Origin of the sequence: Streptomyces sp. Isolate_45, assembly GCF_024721315.2 — a bacterium.
Lineage (GTDB): Bacteria > Actinomycetota > Actinomycetes > Streptomycetales > Streptomycetaceae > Streptomyces.
This window is the reverse complement of sequence record NZ_JANFAK020000031.1, coordinates 1-24,508: the sequence shown is the minus strand read 5'-3', so window position 1 is coordinate 24,508 and position 24,508 is coordinate 1. Positions and strand designations below refer to the sequence as shown.

General features: G+C 72.0%; 24 protein-coding genes and 1 pseudogene. 14 read left to right on the top strand and 11 right to left on the bottom strand.

Annotated elements, in window-relative coordinates; all coding sequences use genetic code 11:
* Positions 1–1,068, bottom strand: a complete 1,068-nt coding sequence (locus tag NOD94_RS13060) for an ATP-dependent DNA ligase (RefSeq protein WP_281206038.1) — start codon at positions 1,066–1,068, stop codon at positions 1–3.
* A 75-nt stretch (positions 1,069–1,143) separates the two neighbouring features.
* Between NOD94_RS13060 and ligD the strand changes: the two genes are divergently transcribed.
* The 3 genes from ligD to NOD94_RS13045 all read left to right on the top strand — a co-directional run bounded on the left by ligD (position 1,144) and on the right by NOD94_RS13045 (position 3,729).
* Entirely contained in the window at positions 1,144–2,187 is a 1,044-nt protein-coding gene (gene ligD, locus NOD94_RS13055) for a non-homologous end-joining DNA ligase (protein WP_281206037.1), read from the top strand.
* Between the two features lie 104 nt (positions 2,188–2,291).
* Positions 2,292–3,215 carry a DUF3626 domain-containing protein gene (locus tag NOD94_RS13050; RefSeq protein ID WP_281206036.1) on the top strand — a complete coding sequence of 308 codons (924 nt, stop codon included), beginning with the start codon at positions 2,292–2,294 and terminating at the stop codon, positions 3,213–3,215.
* Complete coding sequence (locus NOD94_RS13045) at positions 3,208–3,729, top strand: HAD domain-containing protein (protein WP_281206035.1); 522 nt, start codon at positions 3,208–3,210, stop codon at positions 3,727–3,729. The genes NOD94_RS13050 and NOD94_RS13045 overlap by 8 nt, the downstream gene beginning before the upstream one ends.
* A gap of 89 nt (positions 3,730–3,818) precedes the next feature.
* Here NOD94_RS13045 and NOD94_RS13040 read toward each other — a convergent pair whose 3' ends face one another.
* From NOD94_RS13040 to NOD94_RS13030, 3 genes are all read right to left on the bottom strand, one after another.
* Positions 3,819–4,049: a hypothetical protein gene (locus NOD94_RS13040; protein ID WP_281206034.1), complete on the bottom strand. Its 231-nt coding sequence runs from the start codon at positions 4,047–4,049 to the stop codon at positions 3,819–3,821.
* A 338-nt stretch (positions 4,050–4,387) separates the two neighbouring features.
* Positions 4,388–4,822, bottom strand: coding sequence for a VOC family protein (locus NOD94_RS13035; RefSeq protein ID WP_281206033.1), 435 nt, complete (start codon positions 4,820–4,822; stop codon positions 4,388–4,390).
* Between the two features lie 133 nt (positions 4,823–4,955).
* Positions 4,956–5,861, bottom strand: coding sequence for a S41 family peptidase (locus NOD94_RS13030; protein ID WP_281206032.1), 906 nt, complete (start codon positions 5,859–5,861; stop codon positions 4,956–4,958).
* Between the two features lie 311 nt (positions 5,862–6,172).
* Here NOD94_RS13030 and NOD94_RS13025 point away from each other — a divergent pair, with 311 nt between their 5' ends.
* On the top strand, positions 6,173–6,925 hold the full coding sequence (locus NOD94_RS13025) for an alpha/beta fold hydrolase (protein WP_281206031.1): 753 nt from the start codon (positions 6,173–6,175) through the stop codon (positions 6,923–6,925).
* A gap of 246 nt (positions 6,926–7,171) precedes the next feature.
* Here NOD94_RS13025 and NOD94_RS13020 read toward each other — a convergent pair whose 3' ends face one another.
* A complete protein-coding gene (locus tag NOD94_RS13020) occupies positions 7,172–7,825 on the bottom strand; it encodes a TetR/AcrR family transcriptional regulator (RefSeq protein ID WP_281206030.1) in 654 nt (217 codons plus the stop codon).
* A 112-nt stretch (positions 7,826–7,937) separates the two neighbouring features.
* Here NOD94_RS13020 and NOD94_RS13015 point away from each other — a divergent pair, with 112 nt between their 5' ends.
* Positions 7,938–8,180, top strand: coding sequence for a WhiB family transcriptional regulator (locus NOD94_RS13015; RefSeq protein ID WP_281206029.1), 243 nt, complete (start codon positions 7,938–7,940; stop codon positions 8,178–8,180).
* 99 nt (positions 8,181–8,279) lie between these two features.
* Here the strand turns inward: NOD94_RS13015 and NOD94_RS13010 are convergent, their stop codons facing one another.
* Complete coding sequence (locus NOD94_RS13010) at positions 8,280–9,251, bottom strand: acyl-ACP desaturase (protein ID WP_281206028.1); 972 nt, start codon at positions 9,249–9,251, stop codon at positions 8,280–8,282.
* A gap of 574 nt (positions 9,252–9,825) precedes the next feature.
* Between NOD94_RS13010 and NOD94_RS13005 the strand changes: the two genes are divergently transcribed.
* Entirely contained in the window at positions 9,826–10,287 is a 462-nt protein-coding gene (locus NOD94_RS13005; protein WP_281206027.1) for an ATP-binding protein, read from the top strand.
* Positions 10,288–10,400: 113 nt separating this feature from the next.
* Here the strand turns inward: NOD94_RS13005 and NOD94_RS13000 are convergent, their stop codons facing one another.
* Positions 10,401–12,041 (bottom strand): ATP-binding cassette domain-containing protein, encoded by a 1,641-nt coding sequence (locus tag NOD94_RS13000; RefSeq protein WP_281206026.1) that lies wholly within the window; start codon positions 12,039–12,041, stop codon positions 10,401–10,403.
* Between the two features lie 185 nt (positions 12,042–12,226).
* The gene (locus tag NOD94_RS12995) at positions 12,227–12,643 is read right to left on the bottom strand and encodes an SsgA family sporulation/cell division regulator (RefSeq protein ID WP_281206025.1); all 417 of its coding nucleotides are present in this window, start codon (positions 12,641–12,643) and stop codon (positions 12,227–12,229) included.
* A gap of 343 nt (positions 12,644–12,986) precedes the next feature.
* On the opposite strand from NOD94_RS12995, the gene NOD94_RS12990 reads away from it, so the two are divergent.
* The gene (locus NOD94_RS12990; RefSeq protein WP_281206024.1) at positions 12,987–14,057 is read left to right on the top strand and encodes an oxidoreductase; all 1,071 of its coding nucleotides are present in this window, start codon (positions 12,987–12,989) and stop codon (positions 14,055–14,057) included.
* 49 nt (positions 14,058–14,106) lie between these two features.
* Here the strand turns inward: NOD94_RS12990 and NOD94_RS12985 are convergent, their stop codons facing one another.
* Both NOD94_RS12985 and NOD94_RS12980 read right to left on the bottom strand, forming a co-directional pair.
* A complete protein-coding gene (locus NOD94_RS12985; RefSeq protein WP_281206023.1) occupies positions 14,107–14,595 on the bottom strand; it encodes a GNAT family N-acetyltransferase in 489 nt (162 codons plus the stop codon).
* Positions 14,596–14,714: 119 nt separating this feature from the next.
* Positions 14,715–15,014: a YciI family protein gene (locus tag NOD94_RS12980; protein ID WP_281206022.1), complete on the bottom strand. Its 300-nt coding sequence runs from the start codon at positions 15,012–15,014 to the stop codon at positions 14,715–14,717.
* A gap of 26 nt (positions 15,015–15,040) precedes the next feature.
* Between NOD94_RS12980 and NOD94_RS12975 the strand changes: the two genes are divergently transcribed.
* Positions 15,041–15,721, top strand: a complete 681-nt coding sequence (locus NOD94_RS12975; RefSeq protein ID WP_281206021.1) for an endonuclease V — start codon at positions 15,041–15,043, stop codon at positions 15,719–15,721.
* A gap of 100 nt (positions 15,722–15,821) precedes the next feature.
* Here NOD94_RS12975 and NOD94_RS12970 read toward each other — a convergent pair whose 3' ends face one another.
* Positions 15,822–17,021, bottom strand: coding sequence for a saccharopine dehydrogenase NADP-binding domain-containing protein (locus NOD94_RS12970; protein WP_281206020.1), 1,200 nt, complete (start codon positions 17,019–17,021; stop codon positions 15,822–15,824).
* A 95-nt stretch (positions 17,022–17,116) separates the two neighbouring features.
* On the opposite strand from NOD94_RS12970, the pseudogene NOD94_RS12965 reads away from it, so the two are divergent.
* From NOD94_RS12965 to NOD94_RS12940, 6 genes and pseudogenes are all read left to right on the top strand, one after another.
* Positions 17,117–17,529 (top strand): annotated as a pseudogene (locus NOD94_RS12965) (MmcQ/YjbR family DNA-binding protein).
* Between the two features lie 181 nt (positions 17,530–17,710).
* On the top strand, positions 17,711–18,808 hold the full coding sequence (locus NOD94_RS12960) for a CaiB/BaiF CoA-transferase family protein (RefSeq protein WP_281206019.1): 1,098 nt from the start codon (positions 17,711–17,713) through the stop codon (positions 18,806–18,808).
* Entirely contained in the window at positions 18,808–19,833 is a 1,026-nt protein-coding gene (locus tag NOD94_RS12955; RefSeq protein WP_281206018.1) for an LLM class F420-dependent oxidoreductase, read from the top strand. Before NOD94_RS12960 ends, NOD94_RS12955 begins: the two co-directional genes overlap by 1 nt.
* 11 nt (positions 19,834–19,844) lie before the next feature.
* The gene (locus NOD94_RS12950; protein ID WP_281206017.1) at positions 19,845–20,987 is read left to right on the top strand and encodes an acyl-CoA dehydrogenase family protein; all 1,143 of its coding nucleotides are present in this window, start codon (positions 19,845–19,847) and stop codon (positions 20,985–20,987) included.
* A gap of 35 nt (positions 20,988–21,022) precedes the next feature.
* Positions 21,023–22,237 carry an acetyl-CoA C-acetyltransferase gene (locus tag NOD94_RS12945; protein WP_281206016.1) on the top strand — a complete coding sequence of 405 codons (1,215 nt, stop codon included), beginning with the start codon at positions 21,023–21,025 and terminating at the stop codon, positions 22,235–22,237.
* 49 nt (positions 22,238–22,286) lie between these two features.
* Complete coding sequence (locus NOD94_RS12940) at positions 22,287–24,458, top strand: 3-hydroxyacyl-CoA dehydrogenase NAD-binding domain-containing protein (protein ID WP_281206015.1); 2,172 nt, start codon at positions 22,287–22,289, stop codon at positions 24,456–24,458.
* Positions 24,459–24,508: the final 50 nt, after the last annotated feature.

The following is a 24,508-nucleotide window of genomic DNA, read 5'->3' as shown; positions in this document are numbered from 1 at the left end:
TCAGCCCCCGGCTCCCAGTACCTCGGCGAGGTCGTAGCCGACGACCTCCTCCAACTGGGCGTAGGCGCAACTTTGCGGGGTCCGGTCCGGGCGCCAGCGGCGGAACTGGGCCGTGTGCCGGAAACGGTCGCCCTCCATGTGGTCGTAGGCGACCTCGCAGACGCGCTCGGGGCGCAGCGGCACCCAGGAGAGGTCCTTCTTGCCGGTCCAGCGACTCTGGGCACCGGGCAGCCGGGCGCTCTCGTGCGCGGATTCCTCGGCCCAGGCCGCCCAGGGATGCCCGTGAGGGTCGTCCATGCGCAGCGGTTCGAGTTCCTCGACCATTTCGGCGCGGCGCTTCATGGGGAAGGCCGCGCAGACGCCGACGTGCTGGAGGGTTCCGTGCTGGTCGTGGAGACCGAGAAGGAGCGATCCGATGATCGGACCGCTCTTGTGGAAACGGAAACCCGCGACGACGACGTCGGCCGTACGCTCGTGCTTGATCTTGAACATGAGGCGGGCATCGGGCCGGTACGGGAGATCGAGGGGCTTCGCGATCACCCCGTCCAGGCCCGCGCCCTCGAACTGCTCGAACCATTCCCGCGCGAGCGCGGGATCGGTGGTCGCGGGCGCGAGGTGGACGGGGGGACGGGCTGTGGAGAGGACCCGGACCAGGGCGCTGCGGCGTTCGGCGAGCGGGGTGTCGAGGAAGGTGTCGTCGCCGAGGGCGAGCAGGTCGAAGGCGATGAAACTGGAGGGTGTCGTCCCGGCGAGAAATTTCACGCGGGAGGCGGCGGGGTGGATGCGTTCGGTCAGCCGGTCGAAGTCGAGGCGCCCGTCGTGCACGATCACGATCTCCCCGTCGACCACGCAGCGATCCGGCAGGTTGTCCCGCAGGGCCGCCACCAGCTCGGGAAAGTACCTGGTCAGGCTCTTACCGGTGCGGCTGCCGATCTCGACCTCCGCGCCGTCGCGGTACACGATCGCCCGGAAGCCGTCCCATTTGGCCTCGTACTGCATGCCGGCCGGGATCGCGGACACGGACTTGGCGAGCATCGGTTTCACGGGGGGCATCACCGGCAGATCCATACGCAGAATTCTGCGCCGGTGCGTCCGGACCCGCCCGGTATGCGCACCCGGGCGAGCCCGCCTACCGTGGCGCACATGGCTGCTGCGGGTGGTGCGATCGAGCTCGACGCGGGTGGACGGGCGGTACGACTGTCCAGTCCGGACAAGATCTACTTCCCCGAGCGGGGACTCACCAAGAGGGACGTCGCCGAGTACTACCTGGCCGTCGCCGACGGCATCACGCGTGCCCTGCGCAACCGACCCACGACCTTGGAACGGTTCCCGGACGGGGTGGAGGGCGAGTCCTTCTTCCAGAAGCGGGCACCCAAGAACCTGCCCGACTGGATCCCGACCGCCCACATCGCCTTCCCCAGCGGGCGCACGGCGGACGAGATCTGCCCGACCGAGCCCGCCGCCGTCCTGTGGGCCGCCAACCTCGGCTGCCTCACCTTCCACCCCTGGCCGGTGCGCCGCGACGACACCGACCGGCCCGATGAACTCCGCATCGACCTGGACCCACAGCCCGGCACCGACTACCACCACGCGGTGGCCGCCGCCCACGAACTGCGGGCCCTGCTGGACGAACTGGGGCTGCGGGGCTGGCCCAAGACCTCGGGCGGGCGCGGCCTGCACGTCTTCGTGCCGATCGCACCCCGCTGGACGTTCACCGAGGTCCGGCGCTGCGCCATCGCCCTGGGCAGGGAGTTGGAGCGGCGGATGCCGGGCAAGGTCACCACGGCCTGGTGGAAGGAGGAGCGCGGCGAGCGCATCTTCGTGGACTACAACCAGACGGCGCGCGACCGGACGATCGCCTCCGCCTACTCCGTCCGCCCACGCCCCCACGCCCCGGTCTCGGCGCCGTTGGGCTGGGACGAGGTGGACGACGCGGAACCGCGCGACTTCGACATCGTGACGATGCCGGCACGCTTCGCCGAACTCGGTGACCTGCACGCCGAGATGGACGACCACGCCTTCTCGCTCGACACGACCCTGGAACTCGCCGACCGGCAGGAGCACGAGCACGGACTCGGCGACATGCCGTACCCCCCGGACTACCCCAAGATGCCGGGCGAGCCCAAGAGGGTCCAGCCGAGCCGGGCGAAACACGAGGATCCCCCGGCCGCCCCCGACACCGCCTAGGAGATCGTCGGCCGGCGTGGCGAGCGGCGCTCGGCCGGCCGAGGCCCGGTCGCCGGCGGACAACCCACGTGCGCCGATGGATCACTTTGGGGAACACTGTGCGGATGAACTCCGCCGCCTCCCCGACGCCACGGGAACGTGCCCTTCGGCACGTTGCCGAACTGGCATCGGGACCTCCCGCGGACCCGATGCTGCGGGTCACCCTCAACTTCCACCCGGACCGTCTGATTCAGGGCAAGCCGATCCTGGACGCCCTGGCCGAGTCCGGCGTCTACCGTTCGCAGTTCGTCACGGGAACCAGCAACGGTGGTCTGACCGCGCATCCCGGTGGCGACCGGTGGCGTTGGGAGAGCCGAATCTTCGACGGGGCGTACGACGGGGCGGCCGCTCATGAGCGCCCGGTCTACGGGGCGTTGAACTTTCGCCGCAAGCCGTTCGGCGGAGCGCCACGCTTCGGCTCCGCCCACTTCCGCCTGTCCGCCGAGGCGATGGAGCGGACCACGTTCTGCTACCCGGACAGCTTCCTCGAACCCTCGGATTTCGGAGTCGCGGCGCGCATGGGGCTCCTCGGTATCGCCCTCGCGGATCAGCAGGACGACCTCGACGACTACATCGAGGCCCAGGTCCACGGCCCGGTCCGGCCGCGCTCCCATGCCGAGGCGCTGGTCCTGGACCCCTGCTACCGGGGCACGACGGTGGAGGCTTCGGCCCTGCGTCTCGGCTGCCCGGTGGAGTGGCACCCCGGCTTTCGACTCGGGGTCGAGGAACTCCGACGTCACCCCGGCTATCGCGGCCGGGAACACGTCGACCTGGGCGCCCGGATCGCGGTCGACGGCGTACTCGATCCCCGGATCGTCGGCGACGCCGCACGGGCCGGCCTCCATGACCCCCAGGCGGTCAAGAAGGTGTGGCACTATCTGGCGCGATTCGGCTCGCCCGCGCACGCCGCCGATGAACCGGTGGCTACGGGAGCGGCGGAGGGGGCCGCACTCGGCGGCGGCCGGTCGCCATGGAGCGCGCATGGTTGACGTACGGCGTCGCCCCTTGTTGTTCCTGGATGTCGACGGGCCGCTGATTCCCTTCGGCGGGACGGGGTACCGCACGCACCCGGGGCAGTGGGAGGCCTCCGGCAATCCGCTGCTCGCCCGGCTCGACCCCGCCATCGGCGCGCGACTGTTGACGCTGCCGTGTGATCCGGTGTGGGCCACCACCTGGGTCGGGGAGGCCAACGAGAGCGTCGCCCCGGCCCTGGGACTGCCCGAACTGCCCGTGGTCGAATGGCCGGAGCCGTCCGCCGACGAGGGCCGGGACGGACTGCACTGGAAGACCCGCCCGCTCCTGGCCTGGGCGGGGGATCGCGCGTTCGCCTGGTTCGACGACGAGATCACTCCGGCCGACCGGGCCTGGGCGGCCGCCCACCATCCGCAGCCCACCTTCCTGCACCGGGTCGACCCCCGCACCGGCCTCACCGACACGGACTTCGACGCCCTCACCCGCTGGCTGACCGCCCTTCCCGGCCTGCTGATCCCGCCGACCGCGTAGGGCGTACCGGCCGCGATCGTCCTGGCCGACGCCGTCGTGTACGTGGACCAGGTCGAGACGCACGCTCAGCCGCTCAGCCGCTCAGCCGCTCAGCCGCTCAGCCGCTCAGCCGACCGGTCGCTCAGCCGACCGGTCGGCCGGCCGGCCGGCCGAGTTCCGGGTTCGGCCGGGGCGACGCACTCCAGGGCCAGCCCGAGCGCGGTGTCGGGCCCTGCGCGGAGCAGGGCGAGGACGTCGAGCCGCAACGTGTCCCCGTCGTCGATGTCATCACCCGCCAGGGCGCGCGGCAGGGCGGGGAAGGGCCTCTTCGCCGCAGGCACCGGCCAGGACGCGGGCCATTTGATCGCGGGCGAGGGAATCGCCCGCGTCGACGTGGCGGACGAGTCGTTCCTCCAACTCCGGCCGCGGGAAAGCGGACGCCGGTGTGCGCGGTCGCCCCACCGGGTGCTCCAAGCGGCGGCGTGTTCCGGGCCCGCGCTCGGCCTCCGCGGCGAGCCGCGCGTCCAACTCGCTCAAGGCGAGTCGCAGCACCGTCCGCGCGGACCCGTCCCCCGCCCCGCCTGATCGGACCATGCGCTCACCTACGGAGGCGGCCGCCCGTACCCCGACCCGGGCGGCCGTCCGTCGAGCGGGACACGAGCCCGGTGTTCGCGGGCCCTCAGTCGATACAGAACTCGTTGCCCTCGACGTCCTGCATCACGATGCACGACTCGTTCTCCTCATCGGCGGCCAGGAGCCGCACGCGCACCGCGCCGAGCGCGACCAGTCGTGCGCATTCGGCCTCAAGGGTGGCGAGACGCTCCTCACCCACGAGCCCGGTGGCGACCCGCACGTCGAGGTGCAACCGGTTCTTGACGACCTTGCCTTCGGGAACCCGCTGGAAGTACATGCGCGGGCCCACCCCCGAGGGATCACTGCAGGCGAACCAGGAATCCCGCTGCTCGGACGGCAGCGAGCCGTTGAAATCGTCCCAAGTGGCGAACCCCTCCGGCGGCGTTGGTGCGACGTACCCCAACACCTCGCACCAGAAGCGGGCGACGCGCTCGGGTTCCGCGCAGTCGAAGGTGACTTGGAACTGCTTTGTCGATGACATCGAGCCACCCTAGTGGCGCCCGGGGCCGCGGTCCCGGGATATTCGATCCGGGCGTTCGACGGCTAACCCGGCCCGCTCGGACGCGGTGGGGAGGGGGCCGCCGCGCGCAGCGCCGCCGATGACCAGGAACGGGTCAGCCTGCCAGTCGGGCCAGGGCCAGTGCGTGTGCGCGGGAGAGGGAGTCGGCGGCAGCGCAAGGGACGTCCGGCTGTACGCCGGTGCCCTCCCAGTTCGCGTGGGAGACGGGGTTGACGGCGCGGCCGACTGGGATGGTGGCTTCCAGGTGCGGGTGCACCGTCCAGCCCTGGCACGGATGCGCGCCGCCGCGGGTGCGCTCGCCGACGACGACGGCGCGGCCGAGCTGCTGGAGGTCGTACGCCAGCTCTTCAGCGGCGGAGAAGGTGGTGTCGCCGGACAGCACGTACAACGGCTTGCCGCCACCGAACCGCGCGCCGGGGACGTGCGGCAGGCTCCAGGACTGCTCGCTGCGCTCGCCGCCCCGCCAGTGCATGGTGTTGAGGTGGGTGCGCTCGTCGAGGAGGTAACTGCAGACGAAGGCGACCGTGTCCGGGTCGCCGCCACGGTTGGCGCGGAGGTCGATGATCAGCGCCTTCGCGCGGGAGGCCAGGGTGAGCGCGGCGGCGAGGGGTTCGGCGGCCCAGTCCAGCGGAAACAGCATCGGTGCGAGCTCCACCACGGCGACCTCCCCGTCGAGCAACTGCACCCTGGGCACACCGCCCAGCGAGCTCTCGAAGTCCCTGCGCATGGCGTCCAGGGTGGCGGCCCCGCGCTCCGGGGACACCGGGTCGGCATGGTGCTTCAGCCTCAGGTGTCGGTCGCCGTTGACGGACTGCAGGTCCGCGGTGACCAACCGGGCGAGCTCCTCGGCGTCGTCGACGTCGTAGGCGCCCTCGGCGAGGCGTCCTTGGAGCAGGGCGGCGAGCTGTTCGGCGGGCTCGGGGAACACGTAGTGCTCGGTCAGGAGCCGGATCGTCTCACCGATGACGGGGGCCGGGGAAAGCTTCGTTGAGGTGGTCATGGCAGGGAGTAGAACATCGATCTTGTGGAAGCGCCAAAGAGTTTGGACAGCCTTCGGGCCTCGTGACCAGCCTTCCCGTCGGCCACCCCGGAGCTTGACCTCCCACCCACCGAGCACCGCCTGACAGTGCGCCACTTCCGTCTCGGCCCCGCGACGGCCATCGGTTCCACCGAGCGGCACCTACTTCACGGGACGTCCCGGCAAGGGGATGGCGTCACAGAATAAACACGAACGGTCGTGCTAACATTTTTCCATGGTCCGACCGACGTCAGTCGGTTCCGCGGAGATCCTGAGGAGTGGGCATGCGTCCCATGGCTGCACTTGTGAGCGTCACCCTCGACATCGCCGCCCGGGTGGCCCCGGGGCTCGCGGGGAAGGCCGCGTTCGCGTTGTTCATCCGTCCCCTCGGCCGGCCCCCGCTGCGGCCGGCGGAGGTCGAGGTGATGGGGCGGGCCGAGAGAGGGTGGTTGACCGTCAACGGCGCGTCCGTCACCACGTACGGGTGGGGTGACGGCCCGCGCCCGGTGCTGTTGGTGCACGGCTGGTCCTCGCGCGCCTCGCGGTTCGCCGCTTTCGTGGAGGCGCTCCGCGCCCAGGGTCACACCGTGGTGGCCTTCGACGCCCCCGGACACGGCGAGTCCGGCGGCCGGGCCGCCTCGATACGCGACTTCCGCGAGATCATCAACGGCCTGCACCGCGAACACGGCGAGTTCTCCGCCATCGTCGCCCACTCCATCGGGGTCCTGTCGACCCTGTTCACGCTGCGGGACGGCATGCGGGTGGAGCGCGTGGTCGGTATCGGGGGCGTGGCCCACTTCGACTACGTCATCGAGGGGTTCCGCCGCTCCCTGCCCGCCGGGCCGGCCGTCGTACGGGCGCTGCGCGGCCACGTGGAAAACCGGCTCTTCGCCGGAGTTCCGGACATCTGGCGCCGCCTGGATGCCCGGGTGGACCCGGGCCCGGCCCGGAACGCATCCTGCTCGTGCACGACACCGAGGACGACACGACCGCTCCCGCCCAGTCGCGGGCGCTCGCGGAGTCCTACGGGGAGCGTGCCCGGCTGATCGAGACCCGGGGGCTCGGTCACCGGCGCATCCTCCGCGACCCCGAAGTGGTCGCGGCGACGACCGAGTTCCTCGCCGGGATGCGGTCGACCGCGGCCCGCTGAGCGGGCCGGCCGGTCGAATCCGGGGTCCGGCCTTCCGGTCCGGTCCGGCCTTCTGGTCGGGTCCGTGGGCCGGACCGGCCTTCCGGTCAGGTCCGTGGGCCGGACCGGTCCGCGGACCGCAACTCCGACCCCGCCGGCCCGCTCAGCCGGCGGTCGGCGGCCGTTCCGGGAGTTCCTCCGGGGCGGCCGCGGCCGCCCTCAGTCGGTCGAGGATGCCGCGGCCGGCCCGCTCGTAGGCGACGGAGTCCTCCAGCAGCAGTGAGTGGGCATTGGCCAGTTCCATCAGCGCGATGATCTCGAAGGCCAGTTGCGGTACGTCCGCCGCGCGGAACGCCTCGCGGAACGCGCCCGCCAGCCGGGCCTCGTCCAGGACCCGTTCCACGTAACGCGTCCAGTCGGACCGCGCCTTGGCGATCTCGTCGCGGACCGGACCGGGTCGGGCGTCGAACTCGGCGGAGACCGTGTAGAAGAAGCACCCGCCGGGGAAGACCCGTCCCGCCGAGTACGCGAGCCAGCGCTCGCACAGCAGCCACGCCTTGGCGACGCCCGTGGCTTCCTCGCGCACCGGGCGCACGACGTGCTCCACGAACACGTCCACCGCGGCGCGGACGGTCGCCAGTTGGAGGTCCTCCTTCGAACCGAACAGGGCGAACACCCCGCTCTTGCTCAGCCCCAGATCGGTGGCGATCCTGCCCAGCGACAGGCCTTCGAGCCCGTCCACCGAGGCGACCCGCACGGTCCGGTCGAGGACGGTCCGCCGGGTCTGGTTACCGCGCTCCACACGCCCGTCTGCCATGGGGCAAGCTTACCGAACGCACGGTCGTTCACTCTGTGCGTCCATCGGAGTCGTGTGCCGGTGTTGATCGCGCGTTGATGAGACGTACATCGGCGGGAGCCACCATCGGCGCATGTCGATGAACACCACCACCAGCACCACCCCCGCCTGGTACGCCCTCGCCCTGTGCGCCCAGACGGGCCCGAGCTTCTTCTTCCCGGAGCCCGGCTCCTCGCTGCGGGACGCGAAGCGGCTGTGCGGGGCGTGCGAGGGGAGGGTGGCGTGCCTGGAGTACGCCCTGGCCAACGACGAGCGCTTCGGCGTCTGGGGCGGCCTCTCGGAAGCGGAACGTCAGGCCCTGCGCCCGCGCGGCTGACGACAGGCCCCCAGGGCCTGTCGGCGCGCGATGAAGCCCCGGGGAGCGTGGCTCTCCCGGGGCTGTCGTCGTGCTCCGCCCGGTGGGCGGAGGTGCGGGTCAGCCCTTGCGGGCGGCCACGCGTGCGGCGCGGGCGGCGAGGCGCTCGTCGAACTTGCGGGCCTCGCTGTCGAGCCCGTCCATGAACAGGCCGAGCTCCTCCTGGGCCTGCAGGCCCTCGGGGCCCAGACCGTCGATGCTCATGATCTTGAGGAAGCGGATCACGGGGCTCAGCACGTCGTCGTGGTGGATCCGCAGGTTGTAGACCCCGCCGATCGCCATCTGCGCGGCCATCCGCTCGAAGCCGGGCATGCCGTGACCGGGCATCCGGAAGTTGACGACCACGTCCCGCACGGCCTTCATCGTCAGGTCCGGGGCGATCTCGAAGGCCGCGCCCAGCAGGTTGCGGTAGAAGACCATGTGCAGGTTCTCGTCCTGCGCGATGCGGGCCAGCATCCGGTCGCACACGGGGTCGCCGGACTGGTGACCGGTGTTGCGGTGCGAGATGCGGGTCGCGAGCTCCTGGAAGGCCACGTACGCGACGGAGTGCAGCATCGAGTGGCTGTTGTCGGACTCGAAGCCCTCCGACATGTGCTGCATGCGGAACGCTTCGAGCTTGTCCGGGTCCACGGCGCGCGAGGCCAGCAGGTAGTCGCGCATCACGATGCCGTGTCGGCCCTCCTCGGCGGTCCAACGGTGGACCCAGGTGCCCCAGGCGCCGTTGCGACCGAAGAGCGTCGCGATCTCGTGGTGGTAGCTGGGGAGGTTGTCCTCGGTCAGCAGGTTGACGACCAGCGCGATCTTGCCGATGTCGGTGACCTTGGACTGCGCCGGGTCCCAGGCTTCGCCGTCCTCGAAGAAACCGGGGAAGTTCCGGCCGTCGCTCCACGGGACGTACTCGTGGGGCATCCAGTCCTTGGTGACCTTCAGATGGCGGTTGAGTTCCTTCTCGACCACCTCTTCCAGCGCGAACAGCAACTTGGCGTCGGTCCACGCCTCCGAGCTGCCGAGGTGGGGAGAGGTGATCGTCACGGGTACTCCTGAGTGCAAAGCGAATTACCTACGGTTCCGTAGCCTACGGAGTCGTAGGTTAAGCGCGACATCAAGGCCAGCCAAGCCCCAGGGGTTGCTATGCCCCGTTACGTCCGGTTATTTACGCAGTTTGAAAGCGCGCTGGGCGGTTTTATTGGCTTGAGATTCACGCCGAAAAGTGATGGGCGGTCTCCGGTCTTGACGATTCGGGGCGCCAGGCGGGGTGGTGGACCACGTGGTCGGCGCAGGTCCTGAAATACCGCGGGAAAAGATCATCTAGGCGTACAAGCGGTGGCACCGGCGACCCCGATTGCGCTACGGTCGGTAGCGCGGGTCTCACGCGCGGCGACCCCTGGCCGTACGGTCGCCTGCCCGCCACCGGTACAGGTGCGCCCGGTCGGAGCCCATGACGCGCACCGCACCGCGCACAATCCCACCCCACGCACGGCACCACCCCACGCAGCACGCCCCGCACCGCCCTGTGCGCCGCACGACGCCGCGCACCGCACGACGCCGCGCACCGCACGACCCCCGCGCACACCGCACCGAGAACATCAGAAGTGGGAGCAGCACGATGACGGGCACCCCCCGCAGCCTGCGAGAGGTCCGCGAGTTCCGGCCGGCCCCGCCCCTCGCGGAGAAGCTCGGCCACTCGGTGCGTCTGCCCGGCGGACCCCGTGGCGCGGGCGCCGCCCGGGCGGCCGTACGGTCACTGCTGCTGCGGCACGGCCTGGCCGACCTGTGCGGTACCGCCGCCCTCGTCACCTCCGAGCTCGTCTCCTGCGCCGACCGGTTCACGCCCGGTCTGGAGATGACGCTCACGGTGCGCTGGCGGTTCGACGCGTTACGGATCGTCCTCTACGACCAGCACCCCGCGCACTCCTCGCCGGAGGCCGGCGAGGAGTGTCGGCGGAGCCGCAGCCGCGCGATGTGGCTGTTGGCCCGGGCCGTGGAGTCGGGCGGCGGGGACTGGGGGCTCACCCCCGTGCTGACTCCGCGCGGCGGCACCAAGTCCTGGGCGCTGTTGTCCCGTTGAGGGCGGGGGTGGACCCGCCTTCAGGGGCGGGCCGGGCCTGTTCGAGCCCGACCCGACCCGATCCGACCCGACCCGACCCGCATCGCCCGCACCGCACCGCCCCGCCCCGGCGGTCAGTGCTCCCAGCGCGACTCCCTGACCTCCTCCGCCGTCGTCGACCGCAGCTCGCCGTCGAGCAGCAGCCAGCGCGTGATGCCGATCGACTCCAGGAACGGCACGTCGTGGCTCGCCACCACCAGGGCGCCCTCGTAGGACTCCAGGGCATCGGTCAGCTGTCGTACGCTCGCCAGATCCAGGTTGTTCGTCGGCTCGTCCAGCATCAGCAGTTGGGGAGCCGGCTCCGCCAGCAGCAGTGCCGCGAGCGCCGCCCGGAAGCGTTCGCCCCCCGACAGGGTGCCCGCGGCCCTGTCCGCACGGGCTCCTCGGAAGAGGAAGTGCGCGAGCCGTGCCCGGATCACGTTGTTCGTGGCGTGCGGGGCGAACCGCGCCACGTTCTCCGCGACCGTCCTGGCGTCGTCCAGTACGTCGAGGCGCTGCGGCAGGTAGCGCGTCGGGACGTGCGTGAGCGCCTCGCCGGAGGAGGGCGGGGCGAGCCCCGCGAGCGTACGCAGCAGCGTGGTCTTGCCGGACCCGTTGCCGCCGACCAGTGCGATCCGTTCCGGCCCGCGCACCTCCCACGCGCCGCTCACGCGGGCCCCGTGGGGCAGGCGCAGATCGGTCATGGTCAGCACCCGGCGCCCGGGCGGAACCTGGGTGGCGGGGAGTTGGATCCTGATCTCGGAGTCGTCGCGGACCGCCTCCACGGCCTGCTCCAACCGCTCCCGGGCCTCCGTCAGCTTCTCCGTGTGCATGATGCGGTGCTTGCCGGCCGATTCCTGGGCGGCCCGCTTGCGGGCACCCATGACGATCTTCGGCTCGCGCTTGTTGTCGTACATCTTCTGGCCGTACCGCTTGCGTCGGGCCAACTTCATGTGGGCGTCGGAGAGTTCGCGCTTCTGGCGCTGTACGTCGCCCTCCGCGACCCGGACCATCCTCTCGGCGGCCTCCTGTTCGGCGGCGAGCAACGCCTCGTAGTCGGTGAAGTTCCCTCCGTACCAACGGACTTCGCCGTCCCGGAGATCCGCGATCTGGTCGACGCGGTCCAGCAGCTCACGGTCGTGGCTGACCAGCACCATCACCCCGGTCCACGATTCGACGGCCGCGTACAGGCGGCGCCGGGCCCGCAGGTCCAGGTTGTTGGTCGGTTCGTCGAGGAGCAGGACGTCGGGGCGGGCGAGCAGCAGGGCGGCCAGCCGCAGCAGGACGCCTTCGCCGCCGGACAGTTCACCGACGGTGCGGTCCAGGCCGATCCGGGCGAGCCCGAGCTGGTCGAGGGTCGCCAGGGCGCGTTCCTCCACGTCCCAGTCGTCGCCGACCGCGGCGAAGTTCGCCTCGGTGGCCTCACCCGCCTCGATGGCGTGGAGGGCGGTGCGGGTGCCGCGGATGCCGAGGACCTCGTCCACCCGCGCCCCGGTGTCGAGGGTGACGTCCTGCGGGAGGTGGCCGATTGATCCGGCGATGGAGATCTGGCCTCCGCCGGGCCGCAGTTCACCGGCGATCAGTTTCAACAGGGTGGATTTGCCGCAGCCGTTGAGGCCGATCAGGCCGGTGCGGCCGGGGCCGACGGCCCAGTGGAAACCGTCGAGGACGGGGGCTCCGTCGGGCCATTCGAAGGAGAGGTCGGAACAGGTGACATGGGTAGGGGCATGACTCATGGAGGCCTCCAGGTTGCGTGGATGGTGCGTGCAACGCGGGGAGACAGCCGACTGTCACGTGGTCGTGTGGGTGGTCGGTGTCTCGGACCTCAGACGAGCAATGTCCTGCTCCGTTTCGGCGGCAATGGGGCGTTCACGAAGCTACGGACGGTCGCGGCGGCCCGCAACCGAATAACGGGAGGCGGTCAGCGGGAACCGCGCATCAGCTCGGCCAGGCCGTGGTCCATGTCCAGGTAGTGGTGCTCCAGACCGGACGGGACGAGCGCGGCCGCGCGGTCCAGGAACCGCTGGAGCTCGGCCGTCACCATGAGGACGATCGCCACCCCCTCGGCGGCGTGGAACTCGATCGTCGTGCGGTCCCCGTCGTACGGACGCACCCGGACGTCGCCGCTGCCGGACGGCCCGCGGACGCCGGCCGCCAGCAGCTCGCGGGCGAAGGTCCACGAGACCTCGACGCCCTCCAGCGTGGCGAGCGCGGGGAAGGCCATGCGGACGGCGAAGGGATCGGCCCGGTCGTAGCAGAGGGTGACGGGCACGGTCTCGACCTTCGGCGCGGTGGCGATCAGTCGGGCCTGCACGGCCTGCTCGATGACAGTGATCAAGGCTCGCTCCCTTGCGGCGGATCTGCTGCCGGGCTGTGGGGTGGAGTCCGGCAACCGGATAGACGCCGGAATCGGCACATCCGTGCATGCGGGATGACGTGAGCTGTGTCACCGATTGGCCGGAACTCGCCCGTGTGATCGCACAGAGTGACGATGGGGGGGCGATGTGCCAAGGATCAACGGCCGGACCATCGGGCCCCGAGCCTCCGCATTAAGTCCTGTTACCGCTCACTCCACAGGACCAAAGGCGCCCGGAGGCGCCACGGACGGCCCAGTGAGGCGCCCTGGACGGAGATCGCGGGGTGCGTTAGCTTCCGGCGCCATGAGACTTCTGGGAGTTGGCATGTGCGCGGCAGCCCTGTTGGTGGGGTCGGTGGCCGCTCCGGCGCAGGCGGACACGGGCGCCCCGACATCCGCCGGACCCGGCTTACGGGGACTCGGTTGGTCCGTGAAGGCCACCGACAAGGACTCCCGCTTCCGCGGCCTGGCCGCGGTCGACCGGAGCACGGCCTGGGTCGCCGGTTCCAAGGGCGTGGTGCTGCGCACGGTCGACGGGGGCCGCAACTGGCGGGACGTGTCGCCGCCCGGGGCCGTCGCCGAGGGCCTGGAGCTGCGCGACATCGAGGCCTTCGACGCCCGCCGGGCGGTCGCCCTGTCCATCGGGGAGGGCGAGGCGTCCAGGGTGCTGCGGACCGAGGACGGCGGCGCCACCTGGACCGAGGCCTTCCGCAACCCCGATCCGCGGGCCTTCTACGACTGCCTGACCTTCTTCGACTCCCGCCACGGGCTGGCCATGAGCGACCCGGTGGACGGCAAGTTCCGCATCCTGGCCACCGAGGACGGAGGCCGGAACTGGCGGGTGCTGCCGGACGCCGGAATGCCGGCCGCGCTCCCCGGCGAGGCCGGGTTCGCCGCGAGCGGCCAGTGCCTGGTCTCCGCCGGACCGCGCGACGTCTGGCTGGCCACCGGCGGCGGCCCGACGGCCCGCGTACTGCACTCCGCGGACCGGGGCCGGACCTGGCGGGCCGCGGACGCCACGGTCCCCGCCGGGGACCCCGCGCGCGGCGTGTTCGCCCTCGCCTTCCGCGACCGTACGACGGGCCTCGCGGTCGGCGGCGACTACCGCACCGGCCAGGCGTCGCCGCAGGCCGCCGCCCGCTCCACCGACGGGGGCCGCGGCTGGCGCGGGGCCGCGACGCCGCCGCCCGGCTACCGGTCGGGCGCGACCTGGTACCCGTACGGGCGGTCCACCGCCCTCGCGGTCGGACCCACCGGAACGGACGTCACCACCGACGCCGGCCGCACCTGGCGGGCCCTCGACACCGGCTCGTTCGACACCGTCGACTGCGCGCCCGACGGCGGCTGCTGGGCCGCGGGGGAGAAGGGGCGGGTGGCCCGGCTGGAGCGGCACTGACGCCCGCCCCGCGCGCGGTGCGGCGCCGGGCGGGGTGTGAGGGCGCCGCTCAGGACGTCGGCGCCGGGGGACCGTTGAACAGGTCCATGCCCGGGTAGCGGGCGGCGGTGAACCCCGCGGCCCTGTAGACGGGTTCGCCGTCGGAGCTGGCGTGCAGCTGGACGTGGTGGATGCCCATGCCGTCCAGCCAGGCGACCAGGGCGTCGACGATCCGCCGACCGTGGCCGTGCCCGCGCGCCTCCGCGTCCGTGACGATGCCGTCGAGGTATCCCCGCCGGCCGTCGGGCCGTCGGGGGCCGGGCAGGTGGTACGTGACCCAGGCCATGCCGGTGGCGAGCAACGGCTCGCCGGGCGCACCGCCGACGACCAGGCAGTGAACGTCGGGGCGGCCGGTGAGCCGATCGCGGAACCAGTCCCCGGCCACGTCACGCCACCGCGCGTCGTCGGGGCCCGGATCCACTCCGAGCGAGTCGAGCGCGACGGCGCGCAGCCGTATCAGCTCGGGGATGTCGGCCGGGTCGGCGGCGCGGGGTCGCATGGGGGTGCTCCAAGGTTCTTCGTACGGGGCCGGGCGCGACCGGTCCGTGAGGGGCATGGCCGGGAAGGCGGTGCGGGGGGAGAGCCGAACGGTGCCGCGCGGGCTCCTCCCGGCAGCGGTCAGGTCACCGGGTTCTCGCGGACCGCGGCGAGGTCCGCCGAGGTCTTCGTGGCGAGGAACTCGGTGATCCGGTAGGTGCAGACGCCCGCGACCACGAAGGGGTCCCCGGAGGCGATCTTCTCGATCTCGGCGCGCGAGACGCCGCCGGCGAGGATGACGCCGCCGTCGCGCGGCACCTTGCGGCCGGAGGCGAGGAAGACGCCGGCCGCGTAGTGGCCGTCCAACCAGGCTACGTGCGCGTCCATTTCCTCCTCGACGGCTTCGACGGGCGCGATGTAGGTGAGCTCCATGACGAACATGATCGCCAGGCTACTCTCGGACCATCATGACGACTGTGAAGACCCCCGCCGACGAGGCCGAGGCCCGGGCGATACAGGACGAACTGCGCCATCACGTCGTGCTCACCGAGGTCGGCCCGCCGCCCGGCGCGGGCCTGGTCGCCGGCGTGGACGTCGCCTACGACGACGCGCGCGACCTCGTCGCGGCGGCGGCCGTCGTGCTGGACGCCGCGACCCTCGCGGTCGTCGCCGAGTCCACCGCCGTCGGGCACGTCAGCTTCCCCTACGTCCCCGGACTGCTCGCCTTCCGCGAACTTCCCACCGTGCTCGCCGCGCTGGAGGCCCTGCCCGTCACCCCCGACCTCGTGGTCTGCGACGGCTACGGGCTCGCCCATCCCCGGGGTTTCGGCCTCGCCTGCCACCTCGGTGTGGTCACCGGGCTCCCCAGCATGGGCGTCGCCAAGAACCCCTTCACCTTCACGTACGAGGAGCCGGGCGCACGGCGCTCCGACGCCGCCCCGCTGCTCGCGGCGGACGGCGCCGTGGTCGGCCGGGCCCTGCGCACCCAGGACGGGATCAAGCCCGTCTACGTGTCCGTCGGGCACCGCGTCACGCTGGACAACGCCTGCGCCCACGCCCTCGCGCTGAGCCCCCGCTTCCGGATTCCGGAGACCACCCGGCACGCCGACTCGCTGTGCCGCCGCGCCCTGCGCGAGGCGACCGGCTGACGGGGCCGGTCGAGGGGGCCGGTCGACGGGGCCGGTCGAGGGGGCCGGTCGAGGGGGCCGGTCGAAGGCCGGTCGCCCCGGCCCCTCGGCCCCGACCGGCTCAGTCCTCCGCCGCCACCCGGAAACGAATGCCGGCCTTCCGTAGCCGGTCCAGCAGCGCGTCGCCCATCGCCACCGCCGTGGTCAGCTGCCCGGCGGCGTCCGGCAGGGCGTCGTGGGCCAGGCAGAGCGCGGACTCGGCCAGCATCTTGGCCGTCTCCCCGTAGCCCGGGTCGCCGCCGGAGACCTCGGTGAACACCCGCCGCCCCCCGCCCTCCCCGACGAAGCGGACGGTGAACCAACTGCGAGCCCGCCGCTCCGCGTCCGGGCCGTTCCCCGGCTCCCAGCGGCCCATCAGCCACCGGCGGGCCGCCGGGACCTGCGCCAGCGCGGCCACCGCGCCGACGGCGGCCGTACCGCCGACCGCGACGGGCAGGTGCCGTACCGCGGCGAAGTGCCGGTAGCGGAAGTCCGGCCCGTACCGCGCCAGCGCGGCCGCCGACCGGGCCACGACCGCCGGGTCGAGGGTGGGCAGCGGCAACGCCCAGGAGCCGGTCTCCCGACTGAACCGCGGGGCGCCCACGGGTCCCCGTACGCGGCGCCCCGGCAGCCGGGGTTCGTGCAGGCGGCGGGTCCGGGCCGCGGCCAGGGTCTGGGGACCCCGGCCCAGCGCAGTCAGGGCGGAGGCCAGGGTGCCGCCGGAGAACAGGGCGTTGGAGCGGACGAAGCCGTCCACCCGCAGCGGCACCCCCTCGGGGAGCCGGTTGACGGTGAACCAGGCCCCGAGGTCGGCGGGGATCGAGTCGAAGCCGCAGGCGTGCACCAGCCGCGCCCCCGTCTCCCGGGCCCGCGCGTCGTGGGCGACGTACATCCGGTCGACGAACTCCGGTTCGCCGGTGAGGTCGACGTAGTCGGTGCCCGCCTCGGCGCAGGCCTCGACCAGTTCCGCCCCGTACCAGACGTACGGGCCCACGGTCGTGGCCAGCACCCGGGTGGAGGCGGCCAGTTCGCGCAGGGCCGGGCCGTCGGAGGCGTCCGCCCGCAGCAGCGGCAGGTCCGCGCAGGCCGGGTTCAGGGCGGTCAGTCGTTCGCGCAGGCGCTCCAGCTTGCCGAGGTCGCGCCCCGCGAGGGCCCACCGGCAGTCGCTCGGTGCGTGCTCGGCGAGGTACTCGGCGGTCAGGGCCCCCACGAAGCCGGTCGCGCCGAAGAGTACGACGTCGTGGGCCCGTTGCGGACGGTCGTTCGGGACGTGCTCGTTCATGAACCGCTCCTCCCAGCTGGTATCGGTGGCTGAGGCTAGCGTGGGAGTCGACCGTCCGTACGGGCAGGTGTGACCTGCGGTAAGTGGGAGGCGCTATGAGGGCTGCGGTGCGCAGGTGGGAGGCGGTGCGGGAGTTCGCGCTGGGGCTGCCGGAGGCCGTGGAGGAGCATCCGTGGGGGCCCGAGGACGCGGTGGTGAAGGTCAACAAGAAGATCTTCGTCTTCCTGGGGAACGCGGACGGCCCGGACGCTCCCGGCGTTTCGGTGAAGCTCAAGGACGAGGCGCTGCACGGCCACGCGATGACGGCCCCGGGGGCGGAGCCCACGGGGTACGGGCTGGGCCGGGCCGGGCCGGCTGGGTCTCCGTGCCGCTGGGGGAGAAGGGGGCGCCGACGGCCGAGGTGCTGTGCGAATGGGTGGAGGAGAGCTACCGGACGGTCGCGCTCAAGCGGCACGTGAAGGAGCTGGACGCGCGGATCCCGGAAGGGTCCGGAGGCCAAAACGACTAAGCGCTTGCTCTTGTGCTGAGTGGAACACGTTCCTAGCATCGCTGGTGTTACATCGGTTGTGTCACACACTCGCACCAGGGACGCTGGGGGCTCGATGGCAGTGACGGGGTCAGGGACGGAACCGGGCGCGGAGCCTGCGGCAGGGGCGCGTGCCGCCGCGCCCGGCGGCCCGCTCGCGGGCGTGCGCGTCGTCGAACTGGCGGGCATCGGCCCGGGCCCGTTCGCCGCCATGCTCCTTGCCGACCTGGGCGCGGACGTCGTCCGGGTGGACCGGCCCGGCGGTGGCGGCCTCGCGGTCGACCCGGCGTACGACGTCACCAACCGCAACAAGCGGTCCGTGCTGATCGACCTGAAGTCCGACGACGGCCCCGCCCGGGTGCTCGACCTGGTCGAGCGGGCCGACGTGCTGATCGAGGGGTTCCGCCCCGGGGTCGCCGAGCGGCTCGGGGTCGGCCCCGCCGACTGCCACGCCCGCAACCCCGCACTGGTCTACGGACGGATGACCGGCTGGGGCCAGGAGGGGCCGCTCGCCCACACCGCCGGGCACGACATCGCGTACATCGCCGTCACCGGCGCCCTGGGCATGATCGGCAGCCCCGACGAGCCGCCGGCCGTGCCCGCCAACCTGGTCGGGGACTACGCCGGCGGTTCGCTCTACCTCGTCATCGGCGTCCTCGCGGCGCTCCGGCACGCCCGCACCCCCGGCGGCGCCGGCCAGGTGGTGGACGCCGCGATCGTCGACGGCACCGCCCACCTCACAGCCATGATCCACGGCATGGTCGCCGCGGGCGGCTGGCAGGACCGGCGCGGGGTCAACCTCCTCGACGGCGGCTGCCCCTTCTACGGCACCTACGAGACCTCGGACGGCGGCCACATGGCGGTCGGCGCGCTGGAGCAGCAGTTCTACGACACCTTCGTCGGCCTCCTCGGGCTCGGCGACCGGGCGCCCGCCCGCAAGGACCTCGCCCGCTGGGGCGAACTCCGCGAGGCGGTCGCCGCCCGCTTCAAGTCCCGCACGCGCGAGGAGTGGACCGCGGTCTTCGAGGGCACCGACGCCTGCGTGGCCCCCGTGCTGTCCCTGCGGGAGGCGCCGCACCACACGCACCTCGCCGCCCGCGGCACGTTCACCGACTTCGGCGGCATCACCCAACCCGCCCCCGCGCCGCGGTTCTCCGCCACCCCGACCGCCGTCACCTCGGGTCCCGCGCGGCCGGGCGCCGACACCGGGTCGGTGGCCGCCGACTGGGACGTACCGGCCCTGCTCGGGAAGGAATCCTGATGGAACTCTCGATGATGCTCGACTACGCGGGCGATCCGCGGCGGGCCGCCGACGGCGCGGCGGCCCTGGAGGCGGCCGGTCTCGACGCGCTGTGGGTCGCGGAGGCCTGGGGCTTCGACTCCCCGACGATCATGGGGTACCTGGCGGCGCGGACCGAGCGGATGAAGATCGGCTCGGCCATCGTCAACGTCTACTCCCGCACCCCCGCCCTCATCGCCCAGACGGCCGCCGGCCTCGACGCCCTCTCGGGCGGCCGGGCCCTGCTCGGCCTCGGGGCGTCCGGCCCGCAGGTGGTCGAGGGCTGGCACGGGAAGACGTACGACCGGCCGCTCGGCCGGACCCGGGAGACCGTCGAGCTGTGCCGGCGGATCTGGCGCCGCGAGACCATCGACCACCACGGCATCACCGACATGCCGCTGCCGCCCGAGAAGGGCGGCCGGCACGGCAAGCCGTTGAAGATCCTGACCCGGCCCGTCCGCGACCGGATCCCGGTGTACGTCGCCTCGCTCGGCCCGGCCAACGTGGCGATGACCGCCGAGATCGCCGACGGCTGGCTGCCGACCCTCTTCATCCCCGAGAAGGCCGGCGCGGTGTGGGGCGGCGCGCTCGCCGAGGGCGCGGCCCGGCGGGCGCCGGAACTCGGCCCGCTGGAAACCGTCGCGGGCGGCCTGCTGGCCATCGGAGCGGACGCCGCCGCCGCGCGGGACCTCGCCCGCCCGCAGATCGCCCTGTACGTCGGGGGCATGGGCGCGCCCGGCAAGAACTTCTACAACGACCTCGCCGTCGCCTACGGGTACGGCGAGGAGGCCCGCAGGATCCAGGAGCTGTACCTGTCCGGCCGCAAGCGCGACGCGGCCGCCGCGGTCCCGGACGAGTTCTGCGAGCTCATGACCCTGTGCGGACCCGAGGGTTACGTGCGCGACCGGATCGAGGCCTTCCGTGAGGCGGGCGTCACCATGCTCAACGTCACCCCCGTCGGCCCGGAGCCGGCCCGTCTGATCGAAACCGTCAAGAACTGGCTCTAGGAGGCCCCCTGATGAAGCGCCGGATCTTCGACGCCGACCACGACGCGTTCCGCGAGACCGTCCGCACCTTCCTGACCAAGGAAGTGCTGCCGCACTACGACCAGTGGGAGAAGGACGGCATCGTCAGCCGCGAGGCCTGGCTGGCCGCGGGCCGCCAGGGGCTGCTGGGACTGGCCGTCCCGGAGGAGTACGGCGGCGGCGGCAACACCGACTTCCGCTACGCCGCCGTGATAGCCGAGGAGTTCACCCGGGCCGGGGCCCCGGGGCTCGCCATCGGCCTGCACAACGACATCATCGGACCGTACCTGACCTCGCTGGCCACCGAGGAGCAGAAGCGCCGCTGGCTGCCCGGCTTCTGCTCCGGCGAGACCATCACCGCCATCGCCATGACCGAGCCGGGCGCGGGCTCCGACCTCCAGGGCATCCGCACCACCGCCGAGGACCGGGGCGACCACTGGCTGCTGAACGGCTCCAAGACCTTCATCTCCAACGGCATCCTCGCCGACCTGGTCATCGTCGTCGCGAGGACCACGCCCGAGGGCGGGTCCCACGGGCTGTCCCTGCTCGTCGTCGAACGCGGCGCCGAGGGCTTCGAGCGCGGCCGCAACCTCGACAAGATCGGCCAGAAGGCCCAGGACACCGCCGAGTTGTTCTTCCACGACGTCCGCGTCCCCAAGGAGAACCTGCTCGGCGAAGAGAACGGCGCCTTCCTCCACCTGATGACCAACCTCGCGCAGGAGCGGATGGGCATCGCCATGGCCGGCATCGCCGCCGCCGAACACCTGCTGGAGATCACCAGCACGTACGTGAAGGAACGGGAGGCCTTCGGCCGTCCCCTGTCCAAGCTCCAGCACATCCGCTTCGAGATCGCGGAGATGGCCACCGAGTGCGCGGTGACCCGCGCCTTCCTCGACCGCTGCATCACAGACCACTCCAACGGCGAACTGGACCACGTCCACGCCTCCATGGCCAAGTGGTGGGCCACCGAACTCCAGAAGCGGGTGGCCGACCGCTGCCTGCAACTGCACGGCGGCTACGGCTACATGACCGAATACCGGGTCGCCCGGGCCTTCACCGACGGCCGCATCCAGACCATCTACGGCGGCACGACCGAGATCATGAAGGAGATCATCGGCCGTTCCCTGCTGGGCTGAAACCTCCCCTTGGAAACCTCCGAAAGGCTTGACCAGTGAGCACCGAAGCTTACGTATACGACGCGATCCGCACCCCGCGCGGCCGCGGCAAGGCCAACGGCGCCCTGCACGGCACCAAGCCGATCGACCTGGTCGTCGGCCTCATCCACGCCCTGCGCGAGCGCAACCCCGACCTGGACCCGGCCACCATCGACGACATCGTCCTCGGCGTCGTCGGCCCCGTCGGGGACCAGGGCTCCGACATCGCCCGGATCGCCGCCATCGCCGCCGGACTGCCCGACACCGTGGCGGGCGTACAGGAGAACCGCTTCTGTGCCTCCGGCCTGGAAGCCGTCAACATGGCCGCCGCCAAGGTCCGCTCCGGATGGGAGGACCTGGTCCTCGCGGGCGGCGTCGAATCCATGTCACGCGTCCCGATGGCCTCCGACGGTGGCGCCTGGTTCGCCGACCCGATGACCAACTGGGACACCGGCTTCGTCCCGCAGGGGATCGGCGCCGACCTGATCGCCACCATCGGCGGGTTCTCCCGCCGCGACGTGGACGAGTACGCCGCCCTTTCCCAGGAGCGCGCCGCCGCGGCCGTCAAGGCGGGCCGCTTCGCCAAGTCCGTCGTCCCGGTCACCGACCGCAACGGCCTGGTCGTCCTGGACCACGACGAGTTCATCCGCCCCGGCACCACCGCCGACACCCTGGCCAAGCTCAAGCCCTCCTTCGCCGACATCGGTGACCTCGGCGGTTTCGACGCGGTCGCCCTGCAGAAGTACCACTGGGTCGAGAAGATCGACCACGTCCACCACGCGGGCAACTCCTCCGGCATCGTCGACGGCGCCTCGCTCGTCGCCATCGGCTCCCGCGAGGCGGGGGAGCGGAACGGCCTGCGCCCGCGCGCCCGCATCGTCTCGGCCGCGGTGTCCGGCTCGGAACCCACCATCATGCTCACCGGCCCCGCCCCCGCCACCCGCAAGGCCCTCGCCAAGGCCGGCCTCACCATCGACGACATCGACCTCATCGAGATCAACGAGGCCTTCGCCGGAGTCGTGCTGCGCTTCGTCGCGGACATGGGCGTCTCCCTCGACAAGGTCAACGTCAACGGCGGCGCCATCGCGCTCGGCCACCCGCTCGGGGCGACCGGCGCGATGATCCTCGGCACGGTCATCGACGAACTGGAGCGCCAGGACAAGCGCTACGGGCTCGTCACCCTGTGCGTCGGCGGCGGCATGGGCGTCGCCACCATCGTCGAACGCCTCTGATCCGTCCTGCACCCCGCCCCCCGGACCTCCCGAAACGAAAGCAGTGACCATGAGCGAGTCCACCACGATCCGCTGGGAACAGGACGAGACCGGCGTCGTCACCCTGATCCTCGACGACCCCGACCAGTCCGCCAACACCATGAACCAGGCCTTCAAGGACTCCATCGCGGCGATCGCCGACCGCGCCGAGGCCGAGAAGGACTCCATCCGCGGCATCATCTACACCTCCGCGAAGAAGACGTTCTTCGCGGGCGGCGACCTCAAGGACATGATCCGGCTGCGTCCCGAGGACGCACGGCTCGCCTTCGACACCGGCACCGAGATCAAGCGCTCGCTGCGCCGCATCGAAACCCTCGGCAAGCCCGTCGTCGCCGCCATCAACGGAGCCGCCCTCGGCGGTGGTTACGAGATCTGTCTTGCCTCCCACCACCGCGTCGCGCTCGACGCGCCCGGCTCCAGGATCGGCCTGCCCGAGGTCACCCTCGGCCTGCTGCCGGCCGGCGGCGGCGTCACCCGTACCGTTCGTCTCATGGGCATCGCCGACGCGCTGCTCAAGGTCCTGCTCCAGGGCACCCAGTACAACCCGACCCGGGCCCTGGAGAACGGCCTGGTCCACGAACTGGCCTCCACCCCGGGGGAGATGCTGGCGAAGGCGCGCGCCTTCATCGACGCCAACCCGCAGTCGCAGCAGCCGTGGGACGTACCCGGCTACAAGATCCCCGGCGGCACCCCGTCCAACCCGCGGTTCGCGGCCAACCTCCCGGCCTTCCCGGCCAACCTGAAGAAGCAGCTGAACGGCGCCCCGTACCCGGCCCCGCGCAACATCCTGGCCTGCGCCGTCGAGGGCTCCCAGGTGGACTTCGAGACCGCGCTGACCATCGAGGCCCGGTACTTCACCGAGCTGGTCACCGGGCAGACCGCCAAGAACATGATCCAGGCCTTCTTCTTCGACCTCCAGGCCGTCAACGCCGGCCGCAGCCGCCCCGCGGGCATCGAGCCCCGCGAGGTCCGCAAGGTCGCCGTCCTCGGCGCGGGCATGATGGGCGCCGGCATCGCCTACTCCTGCGCCCGCGCGGGCATCGAGGTGGTGCTCAAGGACGTCACCCCCGAGGCCGCGGCCAAGGGCAAGGCGTACTCCGAGAAGCTCCTCGACAAGGCGCTCTCCCGGGGCCGCACCACCGAGGCCGAGCGCACCGAACTCCTCGCCCGGATCACCCCCACCGCCGACCCCGCCGACCTGGCGGGCTGCGACGCCGTGATCGAGGCCGTCTTCGAGGACACCTCCCTCAAGCACAAGGTGTTCCAGGAGATCCAGGACGTCATCGCGCCCGACGCGCTGCTCTGCTCCAACACCTCGACCCTGCCGATCACCGGCCTCGCCGAGGGGGTGAAGCGGCCCGCCGACTTCATCGGCCTGCACTTCTTCTCGCCCGTCGACAAGATGCCCCTCGTCGAGATCATCAAGGGCGAGCAGACCGGCGACGAGGCCGTCGCCCGCGCATTCGACCTGGTCCGCCGGATCAACAAGACGCCGATCGTCGTCAACGACTCGCGCGGCTTCTTCACCTCGCGGGTCATCGGCCAGTTCATCAACGAGGGCGTCGCGATGGTCGGCGAGGGCATCGAGCCCGCCTCCGTCGAACAGGCCGCCGCCCAGGCCGGCTACCCGGCCAAGGTGCTCTCCCTGATGGACGAGCTCACCCTCACCCTCCCGCGCAAGATCCGCAACGAGACCCGCAAGGCCTTCGAGGCCGAGGGCCGCGCCTGGGCCGAGCACCCGGCCGACACCGTCATCGACCGGATGGTCGACGAGTTCGCCCGCCCCGGCCGCAGCGGCGGCGCCGGCTTCTACGAGTACGGCGAGGCCGGCAAGCGGGCCCGCATCTGGCCGGGCCTGCGCGAGCACTTCACCAAGGACGGGTGCGAGATCCCCTTCGAGGACATGAAGGAGCGGATGCTGTTCTCCGAGGCCCTGGACACCGTCCGCTGCCTCGACGAGGGCGTCCTCACCTCGATCGCCGACGCCAACATCGGCTCCATCATGGGCATCGGCTTCCCCGCGTGGACCGGTGGTGTGATCCAGTACGTCAACGGCTACGAGGGCGGCCTGCCCGGCTTCGTGGCCCGCGCCCGCGAACTCGCCGCGAAGTACGGCGAGCGCTTCACCCCGCCCGCCTCCCTCGTGGCGAAGGCCGAGCGCGGCGAGACGTACGCGGACTGAGCGCGGACGGGACGTGCGCCGACCGCGCGCGGCGGGACGTGCACCGACCG

Excerpts from the sequence above, each read along its gene's own strand:
- NOD94_RS13050 (WP_281206036.1), top strand. The coding sequence starts at position 2,292 with ATGAACTCCGCCGCCTCCCCGACGCCACGGGAACGTGCCCTTCGGCAC.
- NOD94_RS12950 (WP_281206017.1), top strand. The coding sequence starts at position 19,845 with ATGAAGCGCCGGATCTTCGACGCCGACCACGACGCGTTCCGCGAGACC.
- NOD94_RS12975 (WP_281206021.1), top strand. The coding sequence starts at position 15,041 with ATGACGACTGTGAAGACCCCCGCCGACGAGGCCGAGGCCCGGGCGATA.
- NOD94_RS13045 (WP_281206035.1), top strand. The coding sequence starts at position 3,208 with ATGGTTGACGTACGGCGTCGCCCCTTGTTGTTCCTGGATGTCGACGGG.
- NOD94_RS12940 (WP_281206015.1), top strand. The coding sequence starts at position 22,287 with ATGAGCGAGTCCACCACGATCCGCTGGGAACAGGACGAGACCGGCGTC.
- NOD94_RS12980 (WP_281206022.1), bottom strand. The coding sequence starts at position 15,014 with ATGTTCGTCATGGAGCTCACCTACATCGCGCCCGTCGAAGCCGTCGAG.
- NOD94_RS13025 (WP_281206031.1), top strand. The coding sequence starts at position 6,173 with ATGGCTGCACTTGTGAGCGTCACCCTCGACATCGCCGCCCGGGTGGCC.
- NOD94_RS12955 (WP_281206018.1), top strand. The coding sequence starts at position 18,808 with ATGGAACTCTCGATGATGCTCGACTACGCGGGCGATCCGCGGCGGGCC.
- NOD94_RS13020 (WP_281206030.1), bottom strand. The coding sequence starts at position 7,825 with ATGGCAGACGGGCGTGTGGAGCGCGGTAACCAGACCCGGCGGACCGTC.
- NOD94_RS13035 (WP_281206033.1), bottom strand. The coding sequence starts at position 4,822 with ATGTCATCGACAAAGCAGTTCCAAGTCACCTTCGACTGCGCGGAACCC.
- NOD94_RS13030 (WP_281206032.1), bottom strand. The coding sequence starts at position 5,861 with ATGACCACCTCAACGAAGCTTTCCCCGGCCCCCGTCATCGGTGAGACG.
- NOD94_RS13015 (WP_281206029.1), top strand. The coding sequence starts at position 7,938 with ATGTCGATGAACACCACCACCAGCACCACCCCCGCCTGGTACGCCCTC.
- NOD94_RS12970 (WP_281206020.1), bottom strand. The coding sequence starts at position 17,021 with ATGAACGAGCACGTCCCGAACGACCGTCCGCAACGGGCCCACGACGTC.
- NOD94_RS12990 (WP_281206024.1), top strand. The coding sequence starts at position 12,987 with ATGTGCGCGGCAGCCCTGTTGGTGGGGTCGGTGGCCGCTCCGGCGCAG.
- ligD (WP_281206037.1), top strand. The coding sequence starts at position 1,144 with ATGGCTGCTGCGGGTGGTGCGATCGAGCTCGACGCGGGTGGACGGGCG.
- NOD94_RS13000 (WP_281206026.1), bottom strand. The coding sequence starts at position 12,041 with ATGAGTCATGCCCCTACCCATGTCACCTGTTCCGACCTCTCCTTCGAA.
- NOD94_RS13060 (WP_281206038.1), bottom strand. The coding sequence starts at position 1,068 with ATGGATCTGCCGGTGATGCCCCCCGTGAAACCGATGCTCGCCAAGTCC.
- NOD94_RS13005 (WP_281206027.1), top strand. The coding sequence starts at position 9,826 with ATGACGGGCACCCCCCGCAGCCTGCGAGAGGTCCGCGAGTTCCGGCCG.
- NOD94_RS12985 (WP_281206023.1), bottom strand. The coding sequence starts at position 14,595 with ATGCGACCCCGCGCCGCCGACCCGGCCGACATCCCCGAGCTGATACGG.